This window comes from Hymenobacter arizonensis, assembly GCF_900115775.1.
Lineage (GTDB): Bacteria > Bacteroidota > Bacteroidia > Cytophagales > Hymenobacteraceae > Hymenobacter > Hymenobacter arizonensis.
On the sequence record NZ_FOXS01000001.1, the window covers coordinates 1,129,435 to 1,154,830 of the forward strand.

The 25,396-nt window shown below is 59.2% G+C and carries 19 protein-coding genes; 8 read left to right on the forward strand and 11 right to left on the reverse strand.

Translation table 11 applies throughout. The features are described from left to right. Window positions 1-230: 230 nt before the first annotated feature. Entirely contained in the window at window positions 231-3,020 is a 2,790-nt protein-coding gene (locus BMZ66_RS04720) for a polynucleotide kinase-phosphatase (protein WP_092669454.1), read from the reverse strand. A gap of 106 nt (window positions 3,021-3,126) precedes the next feature. On the opposite strand from BMZ66_RS04720, the gene BMZ66_RS04725 reads away from it, so the two are divergent. Then, a complete protein-coding gene (locus BMZ66_RS04725; RefSeq protein ID WP_092669460.1) occupies window positions 3,127-3,900 on the forward strand; it encodes a DUF3800 domain-containing protein in 774 nt (257 codons plus the stop codon). On the opposite strand, the gene BMZ66_RS04730 is transcribed toward BMZ66_RS04725, so the two are convergent. Beyond that, entirely contained in the window at window positions 3,897-5,405 is a 1,509-nt protein-coding gene (locus BMZ66_RS04730; protein WP_092669461.1) for a 3' terminal RNA ribose 2'-O-methyltransferase Hen1, read from the reverse strand. The two genes, BMZ66_RS04725 and BMZ66_RS04730, sit on opposite strands and share 4 nt — an antisense overlap. Before the next feature lie 140 nt (window positions 5,406-5,545). Here BMZ66_RS04730 and BMZ66_RS04735 point away from each other — a divergent pair, with 140 nt between their 5' ends. From BMZ66_RS04735 to BMZ66_RS04745, 3 genes are all read left to right on the forward strand, one after another. Further along, a complete protein-coding gene (locus BMZ66_RS04735) occupies window positions 5,546-6,178 on the forward strand; it encodes a hypothetical protein (RefSeq protein WP_092669468.1) in 633 nt (210 codons plus the stop codon). Window positions 6,179-6,514: 336 nt separating this feature from the next. Then, window positions 6,515-7,993, forward strand: coding sequence for an alkaline phosphatase PhoX (locus BMZ66_RS04740; RefSeq protein WP_092669472.1), 1,479 nt, complete (start codon window positions 6,515-6,517; stop codon window positions 7,991-7,993). Between the two features lie 79 nt (window positions 7,994-8,072). Continuing rightward, a complete protein-coding gene (locus BMZ66_RS04745) occupies window positions 8,073-9,968 on the forward strand; it encodes a cytochrome c peroxidase (protein ID WP_092669473.1) in 1,896 nt (631 codons plus the stop codon). Between the two features lie 172 nt (window positions 9,969-10,140). Here BMZ66_RS04745 and BMZ66_RS04750 read toward each other — a convergent pair whose 3' ends face one another. From BMZ66_RS04750 to BMZ66_RS25035, 4 genes are all read right to left on the reverse strand, one after another. Beyond that, window positions 10,141-11,619: a GH1 family beta-glucosidase gene (locus BMZ66_RS04750; RefSeq protein ID WP_214606948.1), complete on the reverse strand. Its 1,479-nt coding sequence runs from the start codon at window positions 11,617-11,619 to the stop codon at window positions 10,141-10,143. A 260-nt stretch (window positions 11,620-11,879) separates the two neighbouring features. Then, complete coding sequence (locus BMZ66_RS04755; protein WP_092669474.1) at window positions 11,880-12,908, reverse strand: glycosyltransferase family protein; 1,029 nt, start codon at window positions 12,906-12,908, stop codon at window positions 11,880-11,882. A 47-nt stretch (window positions 12,909-12,955) separates the two neighbouring features. After that, complete coding sequence (locus BMZ66_RS04760) at window positions 12,956-13,885, reverse strand: UDP-2,3-diacylglucosamine diphosphatase (protein ID WP_234794975.1); 930 nt, start codon at window positions 13,883-13,885, stop codon at window positions 12,956-12,958. Beyond that, window positions 13,882-14,118, reverse strand: a complete 237-nt coding sequence (locus BMZ66_RS25035; RefSeq protein ID WP_143080054.1) for a hypothetical protein — start codon at window positions 14,116-14,118, stop codon at window positions 13,882-13,884. The genes BMZ66_RS04760 and BMZ66_RS25035 overlap by 4 nt, the downstream gene beginning before the upstream one ends. Before the next feature lie 233 nt (window positions 14,119-14,351). Between BMZ66_RS25035 and BMZ66_RS04770 the strand changes: the two genes are divergently transcribed. Together BMZ66_RS04770 and BMZ66_RS04775 are read left to right on the forward strand one after the other, a co-directional pair. Next, on the forward strand, window positions 14,352-14,942 hold the full coding sequence (locus BMZ66_RS04770; RefSeq protein WP_143080055.1) for a hypothetical protein: 591 nt from the start codon (window positions 14,352-14,354) through the stop codon (window positions 14,940-14,942). Window positions 14,943-15,495: 553 nt separating this feature from the next. Next, window positions 15,496-16,617: a hypothetical protein gene (locus BMZ66_RS04775; protein WP_143080056.1), complete on the forward strand. Its 1,122-nt coding sequence runs from the start codon at window positions 15,496-15,498 to the stop codon at window positions 16,615-16,617. 24 nt (window positions 16,618-16,641) lie between these two features. Here BMZ66_RS04775 and BMZ66_RS04780 read toward each other — a convergent pair whose 3' ends face one another. Both BMZ66_RS04780 and BMZ66_RS04785 read right to left on the reverse strand, forming a co-directional pair. Then, window positions 16,642-17,154 (reverse strand): NUDIX domain-containing protein, encoded by a 513-nt coding sequence (locus BMZ66_RS04780; RefSeq protein WP_177204596.1) that lies wholly within the window; start codon window positions 17,152-17,154, stop codon window positions 16,642-16,644. A 382-nt stretch (window positions 17,155-17,536) separates the two neighbouring features. Then, window positions 17,537-18,256, reverse strand: coding sequence for an HAD family hydrolase (locus BMZ66_RS04785; RefSeq protein WP_092669484.1), 720 nt, complete (start codon window positions 18,254-18,256; stop codon window positions 17,537-17,539). Window positions 18,257-18,729: 473 nt separating this feature from the next. On the opposite strand from BMZ66_RS04785, the gene BMZ66_RS04790 reads away from it, so the two are divergent. Both BMZ66_RS04790 and BMZ66_RS04795 read left to right on the forward strand, forming a co-directional pair. Then, complete coding sequence (locus BMZ66_RS04790; protein ID WP_092669485.1) at window positions 18,730-20,229, forward strand: DEAD/DEAH box helicase; 1,500 nt, start codon at window positions 18,730-18,732, stop codon at window positions 20,227-20,229. Between the two features lie 111 nt (window positions 20,230-20,340). Then, a complete protein-coding gene (locus BMZ66_RS04795; RefSeq protein ID WP_092669486.1) occupies window positions 20,341-20,838 on the forward strand; it encodes a hypothetical protein in 498 nt (165 codons plus the stop codon). Window positions 20,839-20,990: 152 nt separating this feature from the next. Here the strand turns inward: BMZ66_RS04795 and BMZ66_RS25485 are convergent, their stop codons facing one another. The 3 genes from BMZ66_RS25485 to BMZ66_RS04805 form a co-directional block, all read right to left on the reverse strand. Then, a complete protein-coding gene (locus BMZ66_RS25485) occupies window positions 20,991-21,167 on the reverse strand; it encodes a hypothetical protein (protein ID WP_177204597.1) in 177 nt (58 codons plus the stop codon). Between the two features lie 996 nt (window positions 21,168-22,163). Beyond that, window positions 22,164-22,904, reverse strand: a complete 741-nt coding sequence (locus BMZ66_RS04800) for a helix-turn-helix domain-containing protein (RefSeq protein ID WP_092669487.1) — start codon at window positions 22,902-22,904, stop codon at window positions 22,164-22,166. Window positions 22,905-23,239: 335 nt separating this feature from the next. Beyond that, window positions 23,240-25,012, reverse strand: coding sequence for a L,D-transpeptidase family protein (locus BMZ66_RS04805; RefSeq protein ID WP_092669488.1), 1,773 nt, complete (start codon window positions 25,010-25,012; stop codon window positions 23,240-23,242). Window positions 25,013-25,396 lie beyond the last annotated feature (384 nt).

A 25,396-nucleotide genomic window follows, 5' to 3' on the forward strand; every position in this document is an offset into this window, starting at 1 on the left:
TACTAAACAAATGCTAGGCAATAATGCCCTATTATATTGGTCACGAAGTGGTTTGCGAGAACGGGGTAGAGACGCAATATTTTGCGTCTCCGGGACCGCGCCGTTAAGACGTTCTATTACAGTCGTTCAACGACGAGACGCAATATTTTGCGTCTCTACCTCCGCCGGCCGATTTCCGCATTCCACTTCGCGATGAGTATAATTAAAACCCGTAAAATCCGACCCAATTATTACAGCCGCGGGTCTACCGCTTCGCTTTCCAGGGCGAGCACGCCGAAGACGCACTGATGCACGCGGCGCAGGGGCTGGCCGGCCACGAAGCGTTCCAGGCCCTCCACTCCTAGCGCGAACTCGCGCAAGGCCAGGTTGCGCTTGGCTTTCACGTTGCGCTGACGGAGGCGGTCGAGGTTGCCGGGCAGCAGGTAATCGGGGCCGTAGATGATGCGCAGGTATTCGCGGCCCCGGCACTTGAGGGCGGGCTGGAGCAGGCCGCTTTTGCCCTGGGGCACGAAATCGTAGGGCTTCACCACCATACCTTCGCCCCCAGCGGCAGTAAGGTCGGTCCACCATTGGATGGCGGCTTCTACTTCGGCAGGGTCGTGGAGGGGGACGACGCGGTAGGGCGTGGCGCGGAGCAGGCTTGGGCCGTGTTCGGTAGAATCGGCCAGGGCCAGGGTGCGCAGGGTTTCCATGTGCCAGGCGTGGTCGCGGTCGAAGTAGGTGCGGCCTTCGGTGGCGAGCAGGTGGAAGGGCGCCAGCTTGAGGTCATCCAACGAATTGACGGGCCAGCAGTAGCGGCGGTAGGCGTCGGCGTAGTGGGCGGCGGCTTGGCGGCGGGCTGTCGTGCGGGCCAGCAGGGCTTCGGCGCCATCGAGGTTGCGGGCGGCGGCTTCGGTGAGGGCGGCTTCGACCTGGGGCAGGGCGGCGTTGGCGGCGGCAGCCACGGCGGCGTACTGGTTTTTCACCAGCTCCTGAGCTTTGGCCGACCAAGGCAGCAGCTCGGCATCGAGGCAGACCCAGTCGGTGTCGAATTTCTCCCAGAACCCGGCCGTGCTCAGGGCGTCGCGCAGGCGAGCGAGGAAGGCGGTTTCGAGGGCGGCGTCGGTGAAGAAGTTGCGGCCGGTGCGGGTGTAACACTTGCCAATGCCCTCGCCCACGAGGCCGAGGCGGCGCTGGATGGCGGCTTCGTCGCGGCCTAAAACCACCACCACGCGGCTGCCCATGTGCTTTTCTTCGCACACCACGCGCTCCACGCCGAGGCGCTTGTAGTAGTCGAAGGCTTCGGCGGGGTGTTCGAGAAGGTCGGGCAGGGCCGAGGTTTCGGTGGGCGACATGGTGGGCGGCAGGTACAGCAGCCACTTGGGGTGTAGGGCAAAGCGCGACATCACCTCGAGGGCGGCCACGGCGTTGTCTTCGCGAATGGTGACGCCGCGCATCAGCCGGGTCTCGATGAACTGCTTGCCCGTGACGTCGCGAATGTCGAGCAGGTCATCGTGCTGGTGTTGGGCGGTTGTTAGTTGCTCGTTGTCAGTAGTTGGGCTAGTCTGGTTTTGGGCTTGCAGCTGGAGGGCGCGGTAGTTGAGCGGGCGCACGGGCTCGCAGTAGACCTGTGCGGCGGGCACGTCCACCAGTTCGCGCTCGGGGTAGCGCAGGGCGGTAAGGCGGCCGCCGAACACGCAGCCGGTATCGAGGTCGATGGTGTTGTTGAGCCATTCGGCATCGGGCACGGGCGTGTGGCCGAAGGCGACCAGGGCGCGGCCCCGGTACTCGCGGGCCCATTCGTAGCGCACGGGGAGGCCGAATTCGTCAATCTCGCCGGTGCTTTCGCCAAACAGCGCGAAGGCCCGCACGGCGCCCGAGCCGCGGCCGTGCATGTCCTCGGTGAGGCCGGCGTGGGCCACGACCAGCTTGCCACCGTCGAGCACGTAGTGGCTCACCAAGGCATCGAGGAAGCGCCGCACCTCGCTTTTGAAGGCTTCGGGCTCGGGTTCGAGCTGGGCCAAGGTTTCGGCCAGGCCGTGGTTGATGGTGACTTTTTTGCCGTTGAGGTGACGCAGGAGTTTGATGTCGTGGTTGCCGGGCACGCAGAGGGCCGTGCCGTCGCGCACCATGCTCATAACCAAGCGCAGGACTTGCGGGGAGGCGGGGCCGCGGTCGACCAGGTCGCCGAGGAAGACGGCTTTGCGGCGCGTGGGCTCACCCGCCGGAACCTCACCCCCCGGCCCCCTCTCCCGCGGAGAGGGGGAGCCTGACGATTCCGCAAGGGGCATAACCGGCTCCCCCTCTCCGCGGGAGAGGGGGCCGGGGGGTGAGGTTTGCGGCTGGGCGACCAACGGCGCTACCACCCGCACGCCCAAATCCCGCACGTCCGCCATCGGCTCCTCCATCACCTGATACCCTAGTTTCTCCAGCAGCGCGCGCAGCTCTTCGTAGCAGCCGTGCACGTCGCCGATGATGTCGAAGGGGCCGGTTTCTTCCTTGCGGTTATTATAAAGCCGGTCGCGGAGAATGCCCTGGATGGCGTCGACTTCCTCCACCCCGCGCAGGACGTGGATGTGCCGAAACCCCTCCTGCTTGAGGTTGCGCAAGCTTTTGCGCAACAGCTGGCGGTGGCGGGCCACCACGTGCGGGCCCATGCCGCGCCGCTCGGGGCGCAGGGCGTTGCGCTCGTAGGCCACGGCATCGGGCACGTCGAGCACCACCGCCACGGGCAGCACGTGATACTGCCGGGCCAGGGCCACCAGGGGCTTGCGGGCCTCCTCCTGCACGTTGGTGGCATCGACCACGGTGAGCAACCCGCGCTTCAGGCGCTTGGCTACCATGTAATGCAGCAGTTCAAAGGCATCCTTGCTGGCCGATTGGTCGTTTTCATCGTCGGCCACCAAGCCCCGGCAGGCATCCGACGACACGATTTCCGTGGGCTTGAACAAGCGCCGCGCAAACGTGGACTTGCCCGCGCCCGTGCTGCCGATGAGGAGGATAAGGGAGAGTTCGGGGACCTTGAGGGTATCTTGGGGCATTGGAAAGAAATCTTTTTTCTAAAGTATGTCGAGCATAATTAGAATGCTGCACCCATAACAAATCCAGTTCAATCTAATAGTAGTTCTAACTAAAATCTAGATAATAATGGGTCATTTTTATGTTGATGACAGTGTACACAACGAAGCAGGATTCATCATCGGAGCATGTGTTTACACTGAGATTGATTTATCAAATGAGATAGATAACATCATCGAAAAACACGGCTACGACAAAACTGAATTTGAGCACAAAAGTGGTGCTTCTTATTCAAAAGACCCGAACAAAATAAAAGTCAGAGAAGGCCTTAAACAGCTTCTTATTCACCAGTGCAAGTTGGGAGTAGTTGTTATTCCTAGCGACCAGAGAGAAAAACTAGGATTCGAATGCATCAAAGCAATTAAGACATTCATTGTACACAATAACCTCAAAGACCCGAATGATATTTACTTTGACCAGGGTCATTTTATGTCTCGGCAAAAAGCTCAAGATGCTATTGATGCTCAAAATTTCACTGATAGTAGCTTCATATTGGAACAAGACTCACGAGTTATTAAAGGGATACAACTCGCAGATTTAGCCGCTCATGTAGCCTCTATGCATTTTAAATCCACTTTACATCTCATTACCAAGATGGTCAAATCAGGAGAGAACTCAGGTTATGAACCAGATTCTGATATGGAACTTGGGTTTGAAATGTGGGCGACCTTACGATATACATTTTTTAATAAAGGCACTTCAGAACACGCAGGCGACCATACTAGAGACTCAATGGTCAAAGTTGAACCTTACGGACTTTATGTATCAGAATTATGCTCGATTGAATTGCAAGGAAAAGCAAGACAAGCATTTGCAGATGTTTATCTAGGGTGTATTCATTAATTGTTTTCCAACCCAAACACAGCCATCTGCGAAGGTGCGCCCACACCTTCCACATCCTCTCCCATTCCCACCAGTCGCACTTGATACCCATGCCGCTCTGCCACGCCTGCAGCCCAGGCAGCGAACTCGGCGCGCGACCATTCAAAGCGGTGGTCGTCGTGGCGGAATTCGCCGGCGTTTAGCTTCTCGAAGAGTTGGTTATAATCGGCGTTGGGGCTGGTTACGAAGACGTGCGGCGGGCGTGCCTGCCCAAACACCACGGCTTCGAGGGCAGCGAGGCGATTCTCATCGAGGTGTTCGATGACTTCGACCAGAGCCGCCGCGTCGAAGCCGGCGAGGCGGTCGTCACGATAGAGCAGCGAGCCCTGGATAAGGTCGATGCGGGCGCGCTGGCGCGGAGGCATTTCGTCGAGATGCAGGCGCTGGGCGGCGCGGGTAAGAGCCTGGTGCGACACGTCCATCCCGAGGATGTACTCGATTTTGGGCTGGCGCATGAGCAAGCGCAGCAGTTTGCCTTCGCCGCAGCCCAGGTCGAGCACGCGCTTAGGGGCGAGTTGGTAGATTTCGTGGGCTACTTGCTGCAGGCGCTGGTCGTGGAGGGAGATTTTGCGGTCGCCCTCCATCGGGACCTCACCCCCCAGCCCCCTCTCCAAAAAAGAGGGGGAGCCTGACGAGTTTAAAAGAGGCAGGACCGGTGCCCCCTCTTTTTTGGAGAGGGGGTCAGGGGGTGAGGTTCCCGTGGGCTCGGCAAAGGATTTCTCCACCACCTCACCTTCCAGCAGCCGCTCCAGCGTGGGGTTCACGTACGCCGCCAGGTATCGCAAGTATCGCCGCGTAATGAACCCACGTTCCGGGTGCTGCGGCAGCCAGTCGCCGCCGCGATGCAGCAGTTTCTCCGCCTCATTTTCGCCGATGAAGTAGTGCTTGTCGTTATCGAGCACCGGCAGCAGCACGTAGAGGTGCGTCAGCACGTCTTGCAGGCGCAGGCCGTCGTGGCGCAGGTGCAGGGTGTAGTAGCGGCTGTCGCCCCACTCCGGTACGGTAGGGTCGAGCGGCGTGGTTTCGATTTCCACCTCGTAGCCCAGCGGCTCGAAGAGGCGGCGCGGCCAGTCGGGGCCCGGCGCCGATACTACGGCCACTTTCACGGCCAGCGGCAGGGCTACGGCGGGCAGGTTTGGGCGGTCTTTGCAGGTGCCGTTCATGGCAGTACCGAAGGCTTTGCTCAAGGCCGCGCTCAGAAAGGACGAGGCCACGTAGGGCCGGTCGTTCACGTATTGCTCCAGTGCTAAGCCTTCGCCGGAGGCCCCGGCCCGGCCGCGCACCAAGCCCACGGGGTCGAGGTCGAGCAGGAGCGCGGCGGTGCAGCGCTCGGCCGTGGCTTCCGGGTAAAAAACGTGCGCTTGGCCGCCGGCTACTTCCAGGCTCTGCAGGCGGGCCGGATTTTTATGGAGCAAATAGCCCAGGTCGGTAGCGGGCTGGTAGGTAGTGGAGATGGTAAGCAGCATGCAGCGAAACGAAAACAGCGAAGAGCCGAATGTAGCACCGAAGCAGCCCGAGCGTGAATTTTTCAGCCAACCCGAAATAGGTTTGCGTATTGAAAAACAGTTTATCTGTTGAATTACCTCTGCTTCAAAAGCTGCTTCCTGTGCCTGACACCGCCCCCACTGCCGTCCCCGCCGGACCAACCCTGAATGATTTTGCCAGCTTCTATCTCTACGGCTTCACCAACAATCCCTACCAGCAATCCACTGACTTCGACAAGTTTGGCGAACTCTACAAACTCGTAATTGGCGCGCACGGCGGGTTCAGCCTCGCCAGCACCTTCCACCCCTATCAGCTCATCAATCCGGCGGGAGTATCGGTGTGGTACACGGCATTTGCGCAGTTCTACTCCCACCCCAACCGTATCGAAATGTTTGGGGAAATGACGCTGGAGAAAACCCCGTTTGCGGTGGTGCCGCCGGCTTCCTTCGCCGAATACAACGTGTGGCCCGACTCCCGCCTGACCGCCGCCGAAAACCCGGTTTTCAGCCTCTACATCCCATTCGTATTGCCCTTCTTGGTGCGCAAAGCCCCCGAAGCGCTGCGTTGGGACGCCGAGGTAACCGCCGCAGCCGACGACCGGGAGCGCCTGAGCTGGTACCTCGATGCCGTGAAAGAAGCCCTCCGATTTGTGCAGCCCGCCCCTGCCCTGCTGCTAGGCTTCGGCGAATTCGACGAGCAGCACCCCGAGCAGCTGATTGAGAAGTTCATGAGTTACCGGGACTTGTTGAAGTAGGTTGTTTTTGACGCTGCTTAGTAACCAAAGTATCCGCTGTGTAAGGCGTTTGTCCTGCTGAGCGGAGCGAAGCATCTTATCACGTCACAACGAACCGCACGAACCTGATAAGATGCTTCGCTCCGCTCAGCAGGACAGACCCTCTCAACACATCAGACAATAACTGATGTGCCGATGCCTAAGCTCATCCACAGAATTAAGGCTAGGTTAATTCAATCACCAGCTGCGTTACACTCCCGTCACGATACTGTGACGGCGTCTTAATCGGTCAGTAATACGGCCGTAATGTGCCCCCAGGACTTTTGTGCCACGGTTTTTACCTCACCAAAATCCTTAATGGCACACCACATTACCCCATCCCGCCTGCTGTTTGGCAGCCTGGCCCTCACGGCCGCCCTCACCGGCTGCAACGATAACGACAGCCCCGCTACCCCGGCTTCCAGCGTAGAGCTGAAGGCGCATTCGGTCACGCCTTCGTTGGTGAAAACCATGCCCGGCTTCGAGTCGCTGGAAATACTGCCGCTCATTGGGTCGGAAGACGTGCTGAGCGAGTCGCCGGCCTTCCGCTTCGGCGCCCAGCCCGATGGCGCGGGCCTGCTGAAAAACCCCGCCGGCGAAGGCTTCATCCTGATTAACAACCACGAAATCCAGCAGTCGGTGTCGCGGGTGTACCTCGACAAAACCTTCAAGCCCGTGAAAGGCGAGTACCTGCTCGACTACAACGGCGGCCTCACCCGCCTGTGCTCGGCCACGCTGGCCACCCCCGAGGAGCACGGCTTTCCCGCCCCAATCTTTCTGACCGCCGGCGAAAGCGGTGCTGAGAGCATGGTACACGCCATCGACCCCATTGGCGCGGCCAACAAATCGAGTACCGCTCGCCGCAAGCCCGCCCTGGGCAAAGCCAGCATGGAAAACGCCGTGCCGCTGCCCAAAGGCACATATCCCGGCAAAACCGTCATCATCATCGGCGAAGACGACACCAACGGCCAGGTGCTGGCCTACATCTCCGACACGCCCGGCGACCTCGACAACGGCAAGCTCTACATGCTGCGCCGCACCAACGGCAACCCCGTAGAAACCGACATGACCGCCGGCACCGACTACGACGTGGAGTTTGTGGAAGTGCCCAACGCCAAAACCCTCACCGGCGCCCAAATCGCCGCCCAGTCGGTGAGCCTCAACGCCCTGCAGCTGGCCCGCGTCGAAGACGTGGACTACCGCAAAGGCAGCCCCGCCCGGGGCCGCGAAATCTACTTCACCGCCACCGGCGTGAGCCAGAACGACAAGGTGACGCCCGTGACCGGCAAAACCATGTGGGGCCGCATCTACCGCCTGCACCTCAACGACGGCGACCCGCTCAAGGGCAAGCTGAGCGTGGTAGTAGACGGCGGCACCGACCCCGGCAACTACATCGTGAATCCCGACAACATCTGCGTGACAGATAATTACGTCTACATTCAGGAAGACGGCGACTCGTTTTACCTGGCCACCAAGCACGACGGCCGCATTTGGCAGCACAGCATTGCCGCCCCCACCTCCCGGGCCCTGCCCATGCTGGAAATGAACCACCGCCGCAACGAAGCCAGCTTCAATGCCAAGTACAACACGGTGAATAGCAACAACCTCAGCTCCTGGGAGTACGGGGCCATGATTGACATCAGCGACATCGTGAACACGCCCAACACCTTCTTGGTCAACATTCACCCCCACACCTGGCAAGACCCCAGCTTCCGCGACCCCGACGGCTCGGGCAACGCCCTCAACACCAGCCGCGAAGGCGGCCAGGTGGTCGTTGTGCGCGGCATCGCCAAGTAATTTCTAGTGAATAAATACCGCAGCCTTCTACTCCATTTGGGTAGAAGGCTGCTTGGTTTTTAGCGCCCTGCCTCTTTTCATGCTTTTATCTAAAACCACGGCGAGCCGCGTGGCCTTGGCCGCCCTCACCTGCCTGCTGATGCTCGCGGGCTGCAGCACTTCCCCCAGCCGCCCCGCCGCCGCCGAAACGCACCGGCCAGACCAAGTCAAAGCCCTCGTAAGCGCCGACCTAGTCCGCCTCATCACTCTGGTCGACCGCGAGCTGCTTCCCCTCGCCATCCGGCCCACCTCTTCCATTGATTCCTTGCGCACTGCCTTCGTGCGCTGCCGCCTGGCCTACAAGCAGGTAGAAGCCTTCAGCGAATACTTCCTGCCCAGCTCCAGCCGCCTCGTAAACGGCGCCCCGGTTCCAGAAATTGAAGTAGAGGAAACCCGGCAGTTCGAGCCCGGCGGCCTGCAAGTCATCGAAACCTTGCTCTACCCCGCCCCCGATGCCGCTGGCCGCCGCGAGCTGCGCGAAGCCGTAAGCCAGCTGCGCCGCCAGCTCCGCAGCCTCACCGATACTTGGGCCGTGCAGGAATTCACCGACTCGCACGTGTTTGATGCGCTGCGGCAGGAAACGTTTCGCATTGTGGCGCTGGGGATTAGCGGGTTTGATACGCCAGCGGTAGGCACTGCCTTGCCCGAGGCCACCGCGGCCCTGGTAGCCATGCAGGGCCCGCTGCACCTCTACGCGCCCACTACTGCCGCCCACCGGCCGGCGCATGAACAGCTGCGCCAGCAGCTTGACGCGGCCGTGGCCTACCTGCGCCAGCCAGTTGATTTCGCTCGTTTCGACCGCTACGAATTCATCACGCGTCACGCCAACCCGCTGGGCCGCGCCCTGCTGGCCTATCAGCGCCAAATCGGTGTTGCGCCTTTCACGGAGCTGCGCAGCTTCCGCGGCGACGCCGCCACCCTGTTCGATTCGGCCGCTTTCAACCCCGATTTCTACACCGGCAACACCCAATGGTTTACCAATTCGGCCAAGGTGGCGCTGGGCCGCAAGCTGTTTTTCGACCCCAATCTATCGGGCACCGGCACCCGCTCCTGCGCCAGCTGCCACCAGCCCAGCCGCGCCTTCACCGATGGCCTGGCCGTGAACGCCACCTTGAGTGGCAGCGCCGCCCGCCGCAACACCCCCACCCTCTACAACGCCGCCCTGCAGGCCGGGCAGTTCTACGACCTGCGCGCCAGCACCCTCGAAAACCAAAGCCTCGACGTGATTGGCAACCGCAATGAAATGCACGGCTCGCTGCCCGCCGCCGCTGTGCGCTTCCGCAAGGAGCCCGCCTACGTGGCCATGTTTCGCCAGGCCTTTCCGCAGGCTGAAAAAGAGATGGAAGCCGTTCACATCCAAAACGCCCTGGCCGCCTACGAGCGCAGCCTCGTGCGCCTCAACTCACGCTTCGACCAAGCCATGCGCGGCAACCCAGCAGCCCTTTCACCCAGCGAAATAGCCGGCTTCAACCTGTTCATAGGCAAAGGCCGCTGCGCCACCTGCCATTTCCTGCCACTGCTCAACGGCACTGTGCCCCCCAGTTTCACCGATTCCGAAGCCGAAGTCCTGGGCGTACCCACCACCCCCGCCGCCCGCCGCCTAGACTCCGACCCTGGCCGCTACGCCCACACCAAACTGCCGTCGCTTCAAAACGCGTTCAAAACCCCCACCCTGCGCAACGTAGCCCTCACGGCCCCCTACATGCACAACGGCGCCTACCAAACCCTAGAACAAGTAGTAGACTTCTACAACGAAGGCGGCGGCGTAGGGCTCGGCCTATCCGTCCCTACCCAAACCCTGCCCGCCGATAAGCTACACCTTACCCCAATCGAGAAGCGCAACCTCATCGCCTTCATGCAGGCGCTTAATGATACAACCGGCCTGCATCTTGAGCAGCCGCGGCAGCTATCGCAGCAGCATTTTGCAAGGAAATAGAACAAGACTGTAGAGACGCGACACTTGGCTACGCCGACCTGCGGTTCGCGTCTCGGCGTCCGCGCAATTAGGTTAAATAGCGTGGTTATCATTCAACGCCGAGACGCGAACCGCAGGTCCGCGTAGCCAAGTGTCACGTCTCTACATCTTCAGAAGGCGTATTAATCTGCGCTTAAAATTTAGTAGGTTGCGAAGGTTCCGATATCGTCTGATGCGCTTCATTGCCTGCTCTCACAACCTGCCCGCCCAAGAAATCCCGGTACCACAGCCCCGAGTCCTTCACTATCCTTTCCTGGGTTTCATAGTCAACATGAATCAGCCCAAACCGAGGGCCATAGCCTTCGGCCCATTCAAAGTTATCGGTCAGGCTCCAGGAGAAATACCCGCCCACATCCACGCCCTCGCGCTGGGCTCGCAGCACCTGTCCAATAGCAGCCTGCAGATAAGCCCGGCGGGCCGAATCATGCACTCGCCCATTGGTTGACACATCTGGGAACGCTGAACCACTTTCAGTTACCACCAATCTTGGTGCATTTGGATAAGCTCCAAACTGTTTTAACATTTGGAAAATCGACTCAGGAAAAACCTCCCAGCCCATGTCGGTGTAGGGCACCCCGCGCTGCTTGGCGGGCACCAGCGTGGCCCATTGCAGCGGCAGCCAGGGCGAGAACCGCACCACTTCGCGGGTGTAATTCTGCACCCCCCAAAAGTCAAAATCGAACTTCATGCGCTGCTCGTCGCCGGGCTTTATATAACGCTCCAGCAGCCAGCGCAACGCGGGTAGCTCCGCCACCGGGTAGCCCAGGCCCAGGGTGGGCTCCACAAAAAAGCGGTTGAGCAGCGCATCGGCGCGGCGAGTGGCGGCTTCATCATTCCCGTTGCCGGGCCGGTGCGGTGTGAGGTAAGAACAGGAAAACGTGGTGCCGATGCTAGCCGAGTCCGGCAGTATGGCGCGCAGGGCCCGGCCTCCCTCCGCCTGGGCCAGCGTGGCATGGTGCGCCGCCGACAGGAAGGCTCCCAGATGCCGTCGGCCGGGGGCGTGCACGCCCAGCAGGTGGCCGGCGCCTACAAATACCATGGGCTCGTTGAGCACCGCCCAGTTTTGCACCCGGTCGCCGAGGCGGCGGGCCATAATTTGGGCGTACTCCGAGAACCAGCCCACAATGTTGCGGCTGGTCCAGCCGCCACGGGCCTGCAGGGCGCTGGGCAAATCCCAGTGGTAGAGCGTGAGCCAAGGGCTCAAATCACGCTCCAGACAGGCGTCTACCAGCCGGTCGTAGAAATCGAGGCCGCGGCGGTTTACGGCGCCAACGCCCTCGGGCAACACTCGCGACCAAGCGGCAGAGAACCGGAAATCGGTCAGGCCCATGCCCTGGGCGAGGTCCAGGTCGGTTTCGTAGCGGTTGTAAAAGTCGGCGGCCACGCGACCGTGCTCGTTGCGCCGAATGGTGCCCTTGCGGCGCGTGAAATCATCCCAAATGCTGGGTCCCTTGCCCTGGTGCTGCCACGCGCCCTCGGTTTGATACGCGGCCGCGGCGGCTCCCCAGTGAAAATCGGGCCCAAAATCGGCACGTGAAAAAGGCAGCGGCGCCGAGTTCGGATAAAAGGCTGCGGGCAGCGGGTCGGTAAGCTGAGGCGGTAGTTTAATCATGCGCGGGGCGCGGAAATAGCTGATTTTATAATGGAATACGATTCTAATTAAGCATTGTATGCGGCTCTGGCTATCGTACTAGGCTAGCTGTTTTTCTGAATGGAGAAAATCGAATCTCAACGTAGCCATGCATCTCAACCGCAACAAACAGTAAATTCAACCGTCTGTCATGCTGAGCTTGCGAAGCATCTTCTCACGCTCAAACGAATTGTGCAGCGGCGATAAGATGCTTCGCAAGCTCAGCATGACAGGAGGTAGGCTTACCGGGCCCGAGCTTTAACAACCTTCTTCCGCTGCAATTGCTCCCGCAGCAGCTGGTCAATTACGGCGGCGGTCTGGTCCTGGTAGTCCACTGCCACTGTGCCGTCGTGGTGCAGCCACTGGTCGACTTTATCCAGGTTTTTGTCTTTCAGACTCTTGATAACCGGTACGCCCATCTTCTCCAATGCCGCGGCGTTGCACTGCTGCTCGTACTGCTGCTTCATGGGCATCACCAGCAGCTTCTTGCCGAGGTGCAAGGCTTCGGCCGGGGTCTCAAAACCTGCGCCGCACAGCACACCCGCCGAGCGGCTCATGCTGTCAAGAAACGCCGGACCATTCACGGGCCACACCTTCACGTTGCCGTAAGTAGCGGCGTCTTTGCTGTGCTTGCTGAACACTTCCCATTGCACGCGGCGACTCAGATGCTGCAGCCGCTCCACCAGAATCTCCTCCTCAAACGCTGGCAAATACACCGTGTAGTGCCCCTCATTCACCGGGCTCAACTCTCGCACCTGCTGCCGAATAACGGGCGTGAAAATGCCGGGCGCATACGCTTGAAAGTGAAACCCATACTGCGCCGTGCTGGGCGCATAGTGCTTTAGCACCGCCCGGCCGGCTGGGTCTTCCTCATCTGGCCGGGGCGCGCTGGCGTGCAGCACGGCGCTCTGGTGGCTGAGGGCCACGCAGGGCACCTCGCGCAGCTTGCAGGCCCAACTCGATACCGGCTCAAAGTCGCTGATGACCAAGTCGTAGCTCTCCACGGCCAGGTGCCGTATTTCACTCACAAACTTGGCTGAGTTGAACTGCCAAAAGGTTTTAACGAAGTTGATGCCGCCCTTTTTGCCAAACAAAAAGCCCATGCCCTGGGCACGGTACCTCACCTCGAAGGGCAGCGGCAGGTCGGCGGGCGGGCCGCTCACCAGAATATCGAGCTGGCTGCAGCGGGCCTGCAGCAGCGGCACCACGTCGAGGGCGCGGGTAAGGTGGCCGTTGCCGGTGCCTTGGATGGCGTAAAGTATTCGGGGCATTGATTCGGGGAAACTCGTTCTACGTCATTGTGCGCACAATGACCAGCTTATCTAATCTTGAATTCGGCCAGCAGCCCTTCCAGCAAAGCGGCCGGATTGGCGTCGGCCAGCTCCTCAGCTGCATCGGCGGCTTCGGCTTCGGGGGTTTGCAGCATGCGCGGGTCGTCGTTGTAGTAATACAGTTGCCAACCAGCTTCGAGCGTGTACTCCAGAGCGGTCAGGTTCTCGACCCAGTCGCCGGAGTTCAGGTAAATGACGTCGCCTTTCTCCGTGCTCAGGGTTTTGATTTCGGGTTGGTGAATGTGCCCGCAGGCCACGTAGCGGTAGCCTTCGTCGGCGGCAATGGTGGCGGCGGTTTCCTCGAAGTTGCTCACGGCGGCCACGGCGCTTTTCACCCGCTCCTTCACCAGCTTGGACAGCGCCACACGGGGCCGGCCCAGCTTGTCAAGCAGATAATTCACCGACCGGTTGATAAGAATTAGCAAGTCGTAGCCGTGCCCGCCCAGTTTGGCCAGCCAGCGCGAGTGCCGCATGGTCACGTCAAATACATCGCCGTGAAACAGCCAGGTGCGGCCGTGGGGCAGGTCGAGCACCAGCTTGTTGTCGAGCCGAAACTGCCCCAGCCGCAGGCCCGCAAACTTGCGCAGCAGCTCGTCGTGGTTGCCGGTCAGGTAATGGATTTTGGTGCCCTTGGCAGCCAGGCCGGCCAGGTAGCGCACCACCCGCATGTGGGCCGGCGGCCAGTAGTTTTTGCTGAATTGCCAGATGTCCACGATGTCTCCGTTGAGCACCAGCACCTGCGGCCGAATGCTCTTGAGGTAGCGCAGCAGTTCCTTGGCGTGGCAGCCGTAGGTGCCCAAGTGCACGTCGCTAATCACGGCCACCTGCACGCGGCGCTTGCGGGGAATTTTTAGCTTTGGGACCCGCTCTGGGGCCATATTATCTGTTTCGGGCAATGCGAAATGATTTTTGCTCATGCCGCGGCCGGGTGTGAGAACCGCGCCCCGCGCGAAGGCCCCGCCGACCGGCGCGGCCGAATAGCCGGGCCCGGCCGCCGCGCGGCGCCCAACTCGCCCCCGCCCCCAAACGCCGAGCGCAAGCTGACCAAGGTGTGCAGCCCAAACGCAACCCACAGCGCCAGCTGAAACAGTTCGTACACGAGCCAACGCCCCAGGCGACGTAGCCCCGAAACCAACGCGGGAAAATACATGGCAATTCGATAGGTGAATGATGGTTTTATCCTGTTCCCAAAATTCGGCCGCTGCCGTGTCCTGTTGGTTACGTTCGCATTACGCTTATATAAAGACTCGGGGCCTAAGTATATAATTTCTAAGTTTTCGGGTCTTTTCCGCCTTGTTTCAGGCGGTAGGTAGTTTCTTTGTAGGCTTATTAATTAATAGACCGACTTACATTTCCATTTACCTCTTTAGTTCAATCTCACCTATGCCCACTTTTCCTCGTCTGGTTCGTAATCTTCTCGCCGTTGGCGTCCTGAGTGTACTGGCGGGCACTGCCATGGCCCAGCCCACCGGCAAGGCTGCCAAAGGCCGGCCCCGCTACACGTTTGCCCAAAAAGACGCCGTGTCGCCCTACGTGAAGAACGTAACCAAAAACACCGACGAAGACCAGGAGGTCGACGGTTCTTTCACCCGCGTCGGCTACCGTTCCTATAATGACATGCTCACCGAAGTCGAAGCCCTGCGCAAGCTCAAGGACTGGGCCGATACCACCTACCAGCGCCGCCTTGCCGCCATTCCGCCCGGCGGCACTTTGGTGGTCACCATTCACCGCCAGGGCCCCCAAAACACCGAACTGTCCAACCTCACCCTCACCGTGACCGCCAAAGACGGCAAGGAAGTATTCGCCCAAACCCTGGCGCCCGGCACCGGCCGCTTCTTCGGCCGCGACCTCTACCAGGCCCAGCGCGCCATCCCCTTCCCCAAAATGGACGCCCAGGAATTGAACGTGAGCATCCGCGACGCCAAGCTGTACCAGACATTTGACTACATCTTAGCGCTGCCTGTGGCTCAATAACCACTTAAATTCAAACTGCAGCGAGCTTACTGATAGCAACTTGACAACAAGGGCCACCATATTTACTAATTAATTTAGTAAATATGGTGGCCCTTGTTAATGCTATTGGGTTTAGTTATTATCTTTGGTATATCGCACGGTAGTCTCCCGCCAAAGCGTCGCTTGTAAAAAGCGAAGCCCCGGCTGGTGGAACAACCGGGGCTTCAAGAAGTGGGTGGAACGTATACCCTAACTTCTGTCGAAGATGAAACGGGAACGTGCGAAACAACTACTGCACGATTGGTGGAAACCAATTCTGCTGGGGTTTGTGAGCGGAGTGGCCAAGGATGTTATCCTCCTGCTGCTCGGTCACTACCTCAAGTAGTGGTAAGGGGTTGGGCCACGTGCCCGGCCCCTTATTTTTTGTACTTATGCAAATGTAGAAAACCTTTTTTACACTTCAACGCACCGCTGCATGGCACGGTTCGGCACCTAGGGCTTCTGAGCGCCAACAACCTGGGCAGCCCCAACACGATTTATACAATAACCCGCCACCCGCAACCATATAAGCAGCATGAAACGCAGAGTGGCTCTCCTATTTATGCTGGTGTTAGGGGCATTATGGGTAATGTTCAGCTCGCCCACCTATCACTACCCCGCCCAACCGGAGCTGCGCCGCAAAGCCAACTACCTAAAACGGATAATCAGCACATCCTTAACCGATTCGTCCGACCTCGCGAAGCTGAGCGAGCTAAACCCCGAGTGGGCGCTGTTCTCTCTGTCGTTCGCGGTGTACGCCTTCACCAACATGGCAGAGCAAGACTCCTCCTTCCGGCGCGAGGCTGCGCAGTACACCGAGTTGGCCATTCAAAAAGTCCTGACCAATGACATCAGCGCCTTTTCACGCACAGCCAGCTCGCCCCCGTCTCGCCTCGACACTGCGAGCTCTGTGCTCTACCTGGGCCATCTTAATTTGATGTTTGGCTGTCACCGCCTGCTCAATCCCGCTTCGCACTACGCCGGTCTGCACGACACACTTTCCCGCATTCTGCACGGGCGCTACCTCCGCAGTCCTTCCCACTGCCTGGAATCGTACCCCGGCCTAACCTGGATTCCCGACAACACCGTCGCACTGGCCTCGCTGGGCTTACACAGCCAGCTCACCGGCAGCCCCTACCGCCAGTATTGCACCCAGTGGGTTGCCTACGCCCGCCAGCACCTCACCGATGCGAGTTCGGGCTTGCTCGTATCCCGCCCCCGCACTTCCCAGCACGACGCCGAGGAACCCCGCGGTTCCATGCTCGGCTGGAGCATCTATTTCCTCTACCGCTTCAACCCCGCTTACGCTGCCGAGCAATACCGCCTCTACAAAGAACACTTCAGCACCAACCTGGGCGTGGTGCAGTTGTATAAGGAACGGCCCGGCAGCTTCGCCATCACCCCCGGCGATGTCGACAGCGGCCCCCTGCTACTGGGCTACGGCATCCCCGCCACCGCTTTCGCCTTCGGCAATGCCGTGGCCCTGCGCGACTGGTCCAATGCCGAACGCCTGCGCCGGGTCATCAGCATCGGCAGCCGCGAAGTGAAAACGGGAGACGAAGTCCGGTATGGTGTCCGCATGGTGGATTTGCCGGTGAGCCCTCTGGCGGAGGCGCTGCTGCTTCACGCTGAGACGATGGTGTCGTGGCGCCCCTAGCGTATCCAAGAATTTATTGAGCTACTACTTACGCAGCCGCACCCACTGCACCGCCAGCACCGTCTTCGCATCCTGAAGCGGCTCAGAAACTAGCGCCTTCCAGCTGAGCTCTACCATCTCGATATTCTCGTTCTCCTCGGCCAGCCCGCCGCCCTCGCCGGTTTTGTCGCTTACCTCGGCGTAGTACACGGTGATAAGTTCGGAGCTGGTGCCCGGTGAAGGCCACATGTCCACAATTTTTTCCAGTTTGTCGACCTCGTAGCCCAGTTCCTCGTGAATCTCGCGGCGCACGGCGGTTTCGGGGGCTTCGTCGCCGTCTATCATGCCGGCGGCTATTTCCAGGATTTCCGCTTCGGGCCCGATGCGAAACTGCCGGGTGAGAACGTACACCTGCCGGGCTGTGTCATACACCAGCGCGGCCACGGCCTTACCTGGCGCAAACTGCTCGCGCTTGAGCTGCTTGTCGCCATCCTGCACAATTAGTTGGTTGACTTTATAATGGCCGTTGAAAACGCGGCTGCGCTCGATGATTTGCATGGTGGGAAGAGATGAGGAATTGGTACTCGTTTTGAAAAAACAGATGTTAATAGAACTCTGCGGCTGTTTGACCATTGCTTACTGTGGGAATAAGTGGATGGTTGGCTTCCGGGCTGGGCTGGGGAGATACCGAAGCTTATTTCTCACGCAAAAGTAGCCCAAGCGTCAGCCCAGTTCCGGGAACCTCACCCCCAACCCCTGTCCCGCGGAGAGGGGAGACTGACGATTAGTAGCGCGGACTTTTAGTCCGCGAGCTTTACGAGTGCCGGTAAATTTTACGCGGACTAAAAGTCCGCGCTACATCTCCGCCACCGTGGCTCCCCTCTTTTTTGGAGAGGGGCCGGGGGTGAGGTTCCCCGGGCTGGGCTAATGCAACGGGCAATTATTCATTAGCAATAACGCGCAGCACATCCCCCAAGGGCTCCAAACTGGTAATTTCCTCCACATGCGCCAACGCCTTAACCGCACCTATCCTATTCAGCCACAGTGGCCGGATACCCACCGCCAAGGCCCCCAGCACATCGGCATGCCAATTGTCGCCCACCAGCACCGTTTCTTCAGGCCGCGCCGCCAGCCGCTCCAGCGCCGCCTGAAAGATGCGCGGGTTGGGCTTAGCCACTCCTACATCTTCCGATGTGATGAGCGCATCGACCAAGTCAGTCATTTGCAGGAACTCCAGCTTTTCTACCTGCTCCGCCGTGCGGTTATTGGTCACCACTCCGATGCGGTAATTAGGTTTCAACGCCTGTAGCAGGGCCAGTGCGCCGGCCACTGGTTGGCGGAGCAGCGGGTAGTTGGCTTGGTTGACCCGCACAAACTCCGCAAATTCATCGGCCGTGGCTGCTGGCCAATACGGCGCCAGCAGCCTTTCGTACCGCAGGTGCCGTGCTTCATCAAACGTGCACAGCCCCGCCAGTGCCTGCCGATGATATTCTTCGAGCAAGTCGCTATAAAGCTGATAGAATCCTTCGAAATCGACTCCCTGAAAGAAGTTCAGCGGGCCAGCCGTGGCAAGAAGCGCCGCGCGGGCCGTCGCCGTATGGTCGAACAGGGTGTCATCTAAGTCGAATAAGATGGTAGTAGGGCGGTTTGCTGCCGGCATTATGGGGTTAGAATTCACTTACTGCTGTAACGCCGTGAGATGGACTCCACAATGTTAGGGCAGTAGCGCGGACTTTGCAGTCCGCGTCCCCGCGCCGTTCGTGGCTGGTTCGGGTATCCGCTGCAGACGCGGACTGCAAAGTCCGCGCTACTGCCCCCGCTACTGTTCGCGTGCCGGACGCCTACATATGTCGTATCTTTGCAAAACCCAGGGCCGCCGTCGGAGCAGCCCGCCGCCCGGCCGCGCCGGGCAAGCCCCGCGCCTCGGCTGCCTCCGCAAGTAAGCGCACCTCACTCCAACTTCTCTTCTTCAGGGAAAATGATGGCCTCCGACGAGCCGTCAGCCCCGCCCACGCCTGGCGCAGTCCGGCGTGGCCATGCCAGCCTATGCTAATACCATAGGCTCACCCCACTACTTGCCCGGACCACTGTCCGCCAGCACCATAACAAAGTACCCCGTACCAAACAACACACATGACGTTTGACGATTTAAATCTGATTGACCCCATCCTCAAAGCCCTTAAAGAGGAAGGATACACCACCCCCACTCCCATCCAGGAGCAAGCCATTCCCCACGTTCTCGAAGGCAAAGACCTCCTCGGCGTGGCCCAAACCGGCACCGGCAAAACGGCGGCCTTCACCGTGCCCATCCTCCAGGTATTGCACCGCACGGCCCAAGTTTCGAACCACGCCCCGCGCGCCATTCGCTGCCTCGTGCTCACGCCTACCCGCGAGCTGGCTATTCAAATCAACGAAAGCTTCGGCGCCTACGGCCGCCACCTGAGCCAGATTCGCCACACCGTAATCTTCGGCGGCGTAAGCCAGGGTTCGCAGGTGGCGCAGCTCAAGCGCGGCGTAGAAGTACTCATCGCCACTCCCGGCCGCCTGCTCGACCTCATGAACCAGGGCTTCGTGGACCTGCGCCAAATCGAAGTGTTCGTGCTCGACGAAGCCGACCGCATGCTCGACATGGGCTTCATCAACGATATCAAGCGCATCCTGCCCAAGCTGCCCACCAAGCGCCAGACCTTGTTCTTCTCGGCCACCATGCCCGGCCAGATTCAGGAGTTGGCCAGCACCATCCTGCGCCCCAACCCGGTGCGCGTGGCCGTAACGCCCGTCAGCAGTACCGCCGACACCGTTACCCAATCGGTGTTTCTGGTTGAAAACAACGACAAGCCCGCCCTGCTCCGCCACATCCTGCAGGACAAAGGCATTAAGCGCGTCCTCGTGTTCACCCGTACCAAGCACGGCGCCGATAAAGTGGTGAAGGCACTGGCCGCAAACCAGATTCCGGCCGAAGCCATTCACGGCAACAAGTCGCAGAATCACCGCCAGCGGGCACTGTCGAACTTTAAAGCTGGCAGCACCCGCGTGCTGGTCGCCACCGACATTGCCGCTCGCGGCATCGACGTCGACGAGCTGACCCACGTTATCAACTACGAAATCCCGAACGAGCCCGAAACCTACGTGCACCGCATTGGCCGCACTGGCCGAGCTGGCGCGTTTGGCACCGCTTTTTCCTTCGTGGAAGACGAGGAGCGCGCCTACCTGCAGGACATTCAGAAGCTCATCAGCCGTCAGATTGACGTTGAAGCCGAGCATCCCTTCGTATCGGGCCGCATCAAGCCCGTGATGCTGCACGGCAACGAGCGCATCATCCGGCCCAAGGGTCCGGCTGGTCGTCCGGCCCGCTCCGGCCCACGCGAAGGCGGTAACGGTGGCGGCCGTTCTGGCGGTGGCCAAAGCAGTGGCCGCTCCGGGGGCAGCAACGGCAGCAGCCACCGTGCCCCGGCTCCTGCCGGCGCGGGCACTGGCAGCTCCGATACCAACCGTCGCTTCGGGAGCGGTGGCGCCCGGGTTAATACTGGTGGCAGCGGCGCTAGCAGCGGCGGCACCGGTGGTGGTCGTCGCGACGGCGCCCGTCGGCCTTCCCGCCCCGATTCGGGTGGCCCGCGCCGTAGCTCTTTCTAAAGAGCTTTTTTAGCGTAATTGATAAACGACCCGGAAAACCTTTTTCGGGTCGTTTTGCTTTTTAAGGCAGATTACGTGCTTACCCGCGAATACTTTACCCCATTCTAATCCATGGCTCAGTCCACGCTCCCCGTTATCCAAGCCCTGCGCGACACGGCCCAGCGCCTCGCCACCCAAGCGCCCTACCAGTGGGGCCACATGGGTAGCTGCAACTGCGGCCACCTCGCCCAAACCGTCACGCGCCTGACCAAGGCCGAAATTCACGCCCGCGCCATGCAGCGCTACGGCGACTGGGAGCGGCAGCTTATCGACTACTGCCCCACCAGCGGCCTACCCATCGACCAAACCATCGACGAGATGATAGCGCTGGGTTTCACCCGTGCCGACCTCTCTCACCTCGAGCGCATCTCCGACCCCACCATCCGGGCGGCTATTCCCTTCGAGCGCCGCGACGCCCTGCGCCACAACCAGCGCGACGACGTGGTGCTTTACCTCCGCACCTGGGCCGACTTACTGGAGCAGGACCTGCTGGCCGGCATCACCCTGCCCAGCTTCAACAACGAGCCCGTGCCCATTCCTGTTTTTGCAGGCACCTCCGTTGCCCGGTAGCTCACTAGTGGTGCGTAGCGACTGGTAGCCCGCTGCACACCGGAAGAGTTTTTAATAAAGAAAGCCCCCGCCAGATTTTGGCGGGGGCTTTCTTTATTTCTAGCAACAAGCAGACAGCCCCGGTTCAGGCAAATCGGCCGGCCATCACACAACTATTGACGGGTTACGTTGGAGCGCTGTGCCTCGCGGTACCCTTCAGGGCGGTTAGCGCGTTTGTAAGCAGCGTCAGCAGACGGGTCCTCCTCAGCGTTGGGAGCCTGGGTGCAGGAGGCGGTAAGGAACAATGCCGCGGCAGCGGCCAACCAGAGATTAGTGCGGAGCAGTTTCATACCGCGAAGGTAACCTCCCGCCGCCAATTGAACAACCAACCTGCCGGACCAAGCCTCGGAGTTGTAATCACCGGGTTGCACTACTCAGGGTTGTAATCGAAAAGCACTCCGACCTAAGCAGCCATGCGGGCCAAACAACTGTTTACAATTGTCAATTGTAAACAGCATCTTATCATCCCTTCGTCTTTCAGACCCGCTGGCTTATCTCCTCCAAAGAGTCCCAAACCCGTAGCATTGTCAAGCAAAATAACTCGGCCATTTTCTCTGTCGACTTACGCTTCAGTCCCCGTTTTAGCTGCGTTTGCCCCGCTCAACAACTTAGCATACTCCGTTTCACAGCTTATAAGCCAGTAGAACTTAACCCGTCTCTTGCTTGGCTTATTTCATTAGCACCTGTCAGTGTCATGGCTACTTGTGCCCTCTGCCAGCAGCGACAACATCATTAGCGAATGCACTGAAAATATGTAAGCAAAACCCCCTGAAGAAGGGTCCATTTATCATTCACTCATCACTTACGTTAGTCTTTATTATATTAATGATTGACAGTAATTTATGGATACGATAAACCCTCAAATATAATGAGGCTACTTCCAACCACAAAAGTTAGTAAGACTTAAATAAAAACAATATTATGAAACTATGTATAAGCTCGTTTTTTTAGCCATTTCAGCTTGCCAGACATACATAGGATGGCAAGCTGACAAACTGCACTATAATAACAAACAATGTAGCTATGCTCCCTCTGGGAAGATGCCTGCATTTGGCTAGCCGCATGTTTAGCATGACCTTTTTCGTAGCACACAGTTTTTGAATTGGAGGCCTGCTTTGGTGGAGCTTTTGCCCGTGAGGGACCAGCGTGCCAGCTTAGCCCAAGCTTACTTAACGGGTGAGAGCGAAGGAGTCAGAAGCTCGCACCGGCCTGGGCCACCCTTGGGTTGGGCACAGCAAAGAGGGGCCGGTCCCCGTTAATTACAAAGCTTCTCTGCTCCCGACTTGCTACTCGGGCTGATAATCCGCAAAAGACCCATCGCGATAAAATATCACAATTCGCCGAATGGGTTTTTCGGCCCGGGCAAATAGAGCCGCGGCAGTGGCGCTGCCATCTGCTATTGTAGGCACTACAGGTGCCGGTGAAACCGGCGCTGGAGGAGGCACCGGCTCTACTGGCTGAACCACTGCTGGAGCCGGGGGCTCGGCCGCCGCCGCTACGGGCTGCGGAACGGGCTCCGGAACGGGTGAAGTGCTGACCTCCGGGGGCGCAACGGCCTGGGCACCCGCCGGTTTTGGCGTTGTCGGGGCAAAGCGCTTTAGTGCCGGCCTTGGCGGGGCCGCCGGAACCTTAGCCGGTGGGGCCACTGCAGCAGGCGGCGTGGAACGGCGACGGCCCTGAGCGGCAATTGCGGGGGCATCTGGTACACTTGGAGCAGCTGGCAGCGGGTTGGGCGCTGGCACTTCTTCGGCCTCTGCTTCCTTTATTGGTATAGGGAGAGCCGAGGGCGAAACCACTGGCTCAACCGCTTGCGCGGCACCGGCCAGCATGGGCCCAGTACCGTTGAGCAGCCAGGGCATTGATAAGTCCGGCATGGCGGCCAAAATGCGCTGCACTACCTCCAAACTGGGCTTGTTACGGCCCGACAAAATATGGCTTACGATGGGCCGAGCGATGCCAATGGCATCGGCAAACTGAGTAGGAGTAAGTTGCCGGACTTCTAGCAGCGTCCGAATACGCTCGACCATTACAAATATATTGAATTACAAATGTACCGTTTATTTTTCGAGGGCAAAAAATATTTACAAAAATTTATTTACGAATACTTGCAATAGTTAAAATCTTTACATTACATTTGTTCATCACATTTGTAAGCTACTTGTAAGCAACTATGGATATGCCCTACGCACCGTTTATAATTGTAATCAATCTGTTTAGTGTAGTTATTGCTTGTGCCGTTATCATTATGACATTAAAAAAGAGCCCGGCAACTGCGAAGTTGCCGGGCTCTAATATGTCAAAATTTCTTCTGGTAGGGCCGGCGACTAAACAGGAAGTGGCCTCAGGTTTTACGCGTAGAATCTTAATTGAAGTATTCGCGAGCTAGCGCTTTGTCGTGGCTGTAGATGTCTTTCCGGAAGCGGGGGTGCCCATCGGCATCGGCCCACGCGGTGAAGTACACCAGGTAAACGGGTAGTTTCTCCTTAAGGGTAATGTACTTTTCACGGCGCCGGGAGATGGTGTCGAGGATGGTTTGCTGGTCCCAGCCGGGCTTGTTGCGGAGTAGGTAAGTAGCCAATTTAATGGGTTCTTTCACCCGCACGCAGCCGTGGCTAAAACTCCGATTGGTTTGGGAAAACAGCTCGTCGTGGGGCGTGTCGTGGAGGTAAATATCGTTGGAGTTAGGGAAGATAAACTTCACGTCGCCCAGGTCATTCTTGGGGCCCGGCCGGCGGCGCAGGGTGTATTTGAAGTTCTCCTTCGTCACGCCAGCCCAGTCAATCGAGGAGGGGTCTACTGGTTTGGCCTTGGCGCCCCACCCTTTTACCACCTCCATATCGAGCCGGTCGAGGTAGTCGGGGTTGGCCACCAGCTTGTCGCGAAGTTCGTTTTCGATGATGCTAAACGGCACGTTCCAGTAGGGCGCCAGCACCACATATTCCACCTTATCGCTGAACACGGGAGTCTCGTTTAGCGCTTTGCCAACGATGACTGGCATCGAGAAAACCTCCTTGTTTTCCTCCACTACGTGCAGGGTATACTCCGGAATATTCACCAGCAGGTAGTTTGGCTCGAAGCGCTTGGGGAGCCAGCGCCACCGTTCCATGTTGAGAATAATCTGGTCGATGCGGGTACCAATGGGCACGTTCAGGGCCGCCAACGTCTCGCCGCTGATGATGCCGTCCGGCTTGAGGCCAGCGTCGCTCTGGAAGGCTTTAACGGCTTCTACCAGTTCGGGGCCATACAGCTCATCGACGGGCGCAGGGGCAGCCGCACCACGGCCGGCACTGTCTCGTAGCGACACGGGCATGGCCGTGGGCGGGGTGGCGGGCTGCTCACTGCCCGGGCTGCCAGCCCCGCCCAGCAGGCGCTGCCGCAAGGCCGCCACGGCGGGCGATGACTGCCCCGGGCGCAGCTTTAGATTAGCGGGCAGCACCGGCCAGCCACCGGCGCGCTCCTGCTCACGATAGGCCGCAAGGGCCTTGCGCAGGTTGGCGTATTCGGGATGAAGGGGCGCAAATTCGTAGTAGTTATACCGGCTTTTACGCTCTCCCAAGAAGGTCAACAAGGCCTTGTGAAGCTTAATCTTATTGGGCTTTACCTGCCACGCGGTGTTCTTGGAATCGCGCGGGTTCGCGATGCCCCGATAGAAATCAGAGCCCCACTTCATGTAGGTACCCGTGAGGGCTACGTCAATCTGGCGTTCGAGCGCATTGCGCCGTGCGGTATCGGACCGAGCCGCTTCCAAGTCATCAAATAGCTTCTTAAAGTCCTTAGTCTGGTAGTCTTTAGGGTCCAACCCTTCATCGTTTGCTTTAGCAATAATTTCTTGCAAAGTTTGGACCTGCGGTACGGGGTTATGGTTTTTAAACCAAGCCAACTGGTAGTTGCGGTCTCGGTAAAAGCGCCGTGCCGCAAGCAGCTGGGGCTTGAAGTTTGGGTCGGCCCGCAGGGTGTTGATGATGTACGTGCTGTCGAGGCGCGGCTGAGGACCGGCATCCGAAGAGAACAGCCCGCCGCCACTCTTACCAGTCCCGGAGCCTTGGTCAGACCCGCAGGACTGGAGCGTGGCACTGCCAAGCGCTACCAGAAGTAGCACCCACAGCAAAGAAGTAAAACGAATCAGAAAAGACATCGAAGAAAGCAAAGCAAGTAAGGACAAGGGCCTGGGGTGTTTCCCGCAAGCCGGGCATTGTACTGCCATGCGGGAAGCGGGGTTGCGCCGGCCGCCCGGGGGCAGTCCTGATGCAAAGTACGCAACCACAAGGCAGAGCTTGTCTTTCATAACGGCCTTAATCGTGCCAACGTTCGTACCCTTACCCGGCCAACTACCGGTGTTGGCGGCTGTTTCCTAGGCTGCGGCTCTTCAATACAGCCACCGTCCTACGCCTTTTCCGCTGTTGAGACCCAAATAACTAAGTGGTTGCGGACGCTGGGGCCTCGGCAACGTGTGGCTGACTACCCGCCCGCCGGTCTGACAAGACCTGCATCGATTATTTTTTTCAAGCTCTCTGAATCC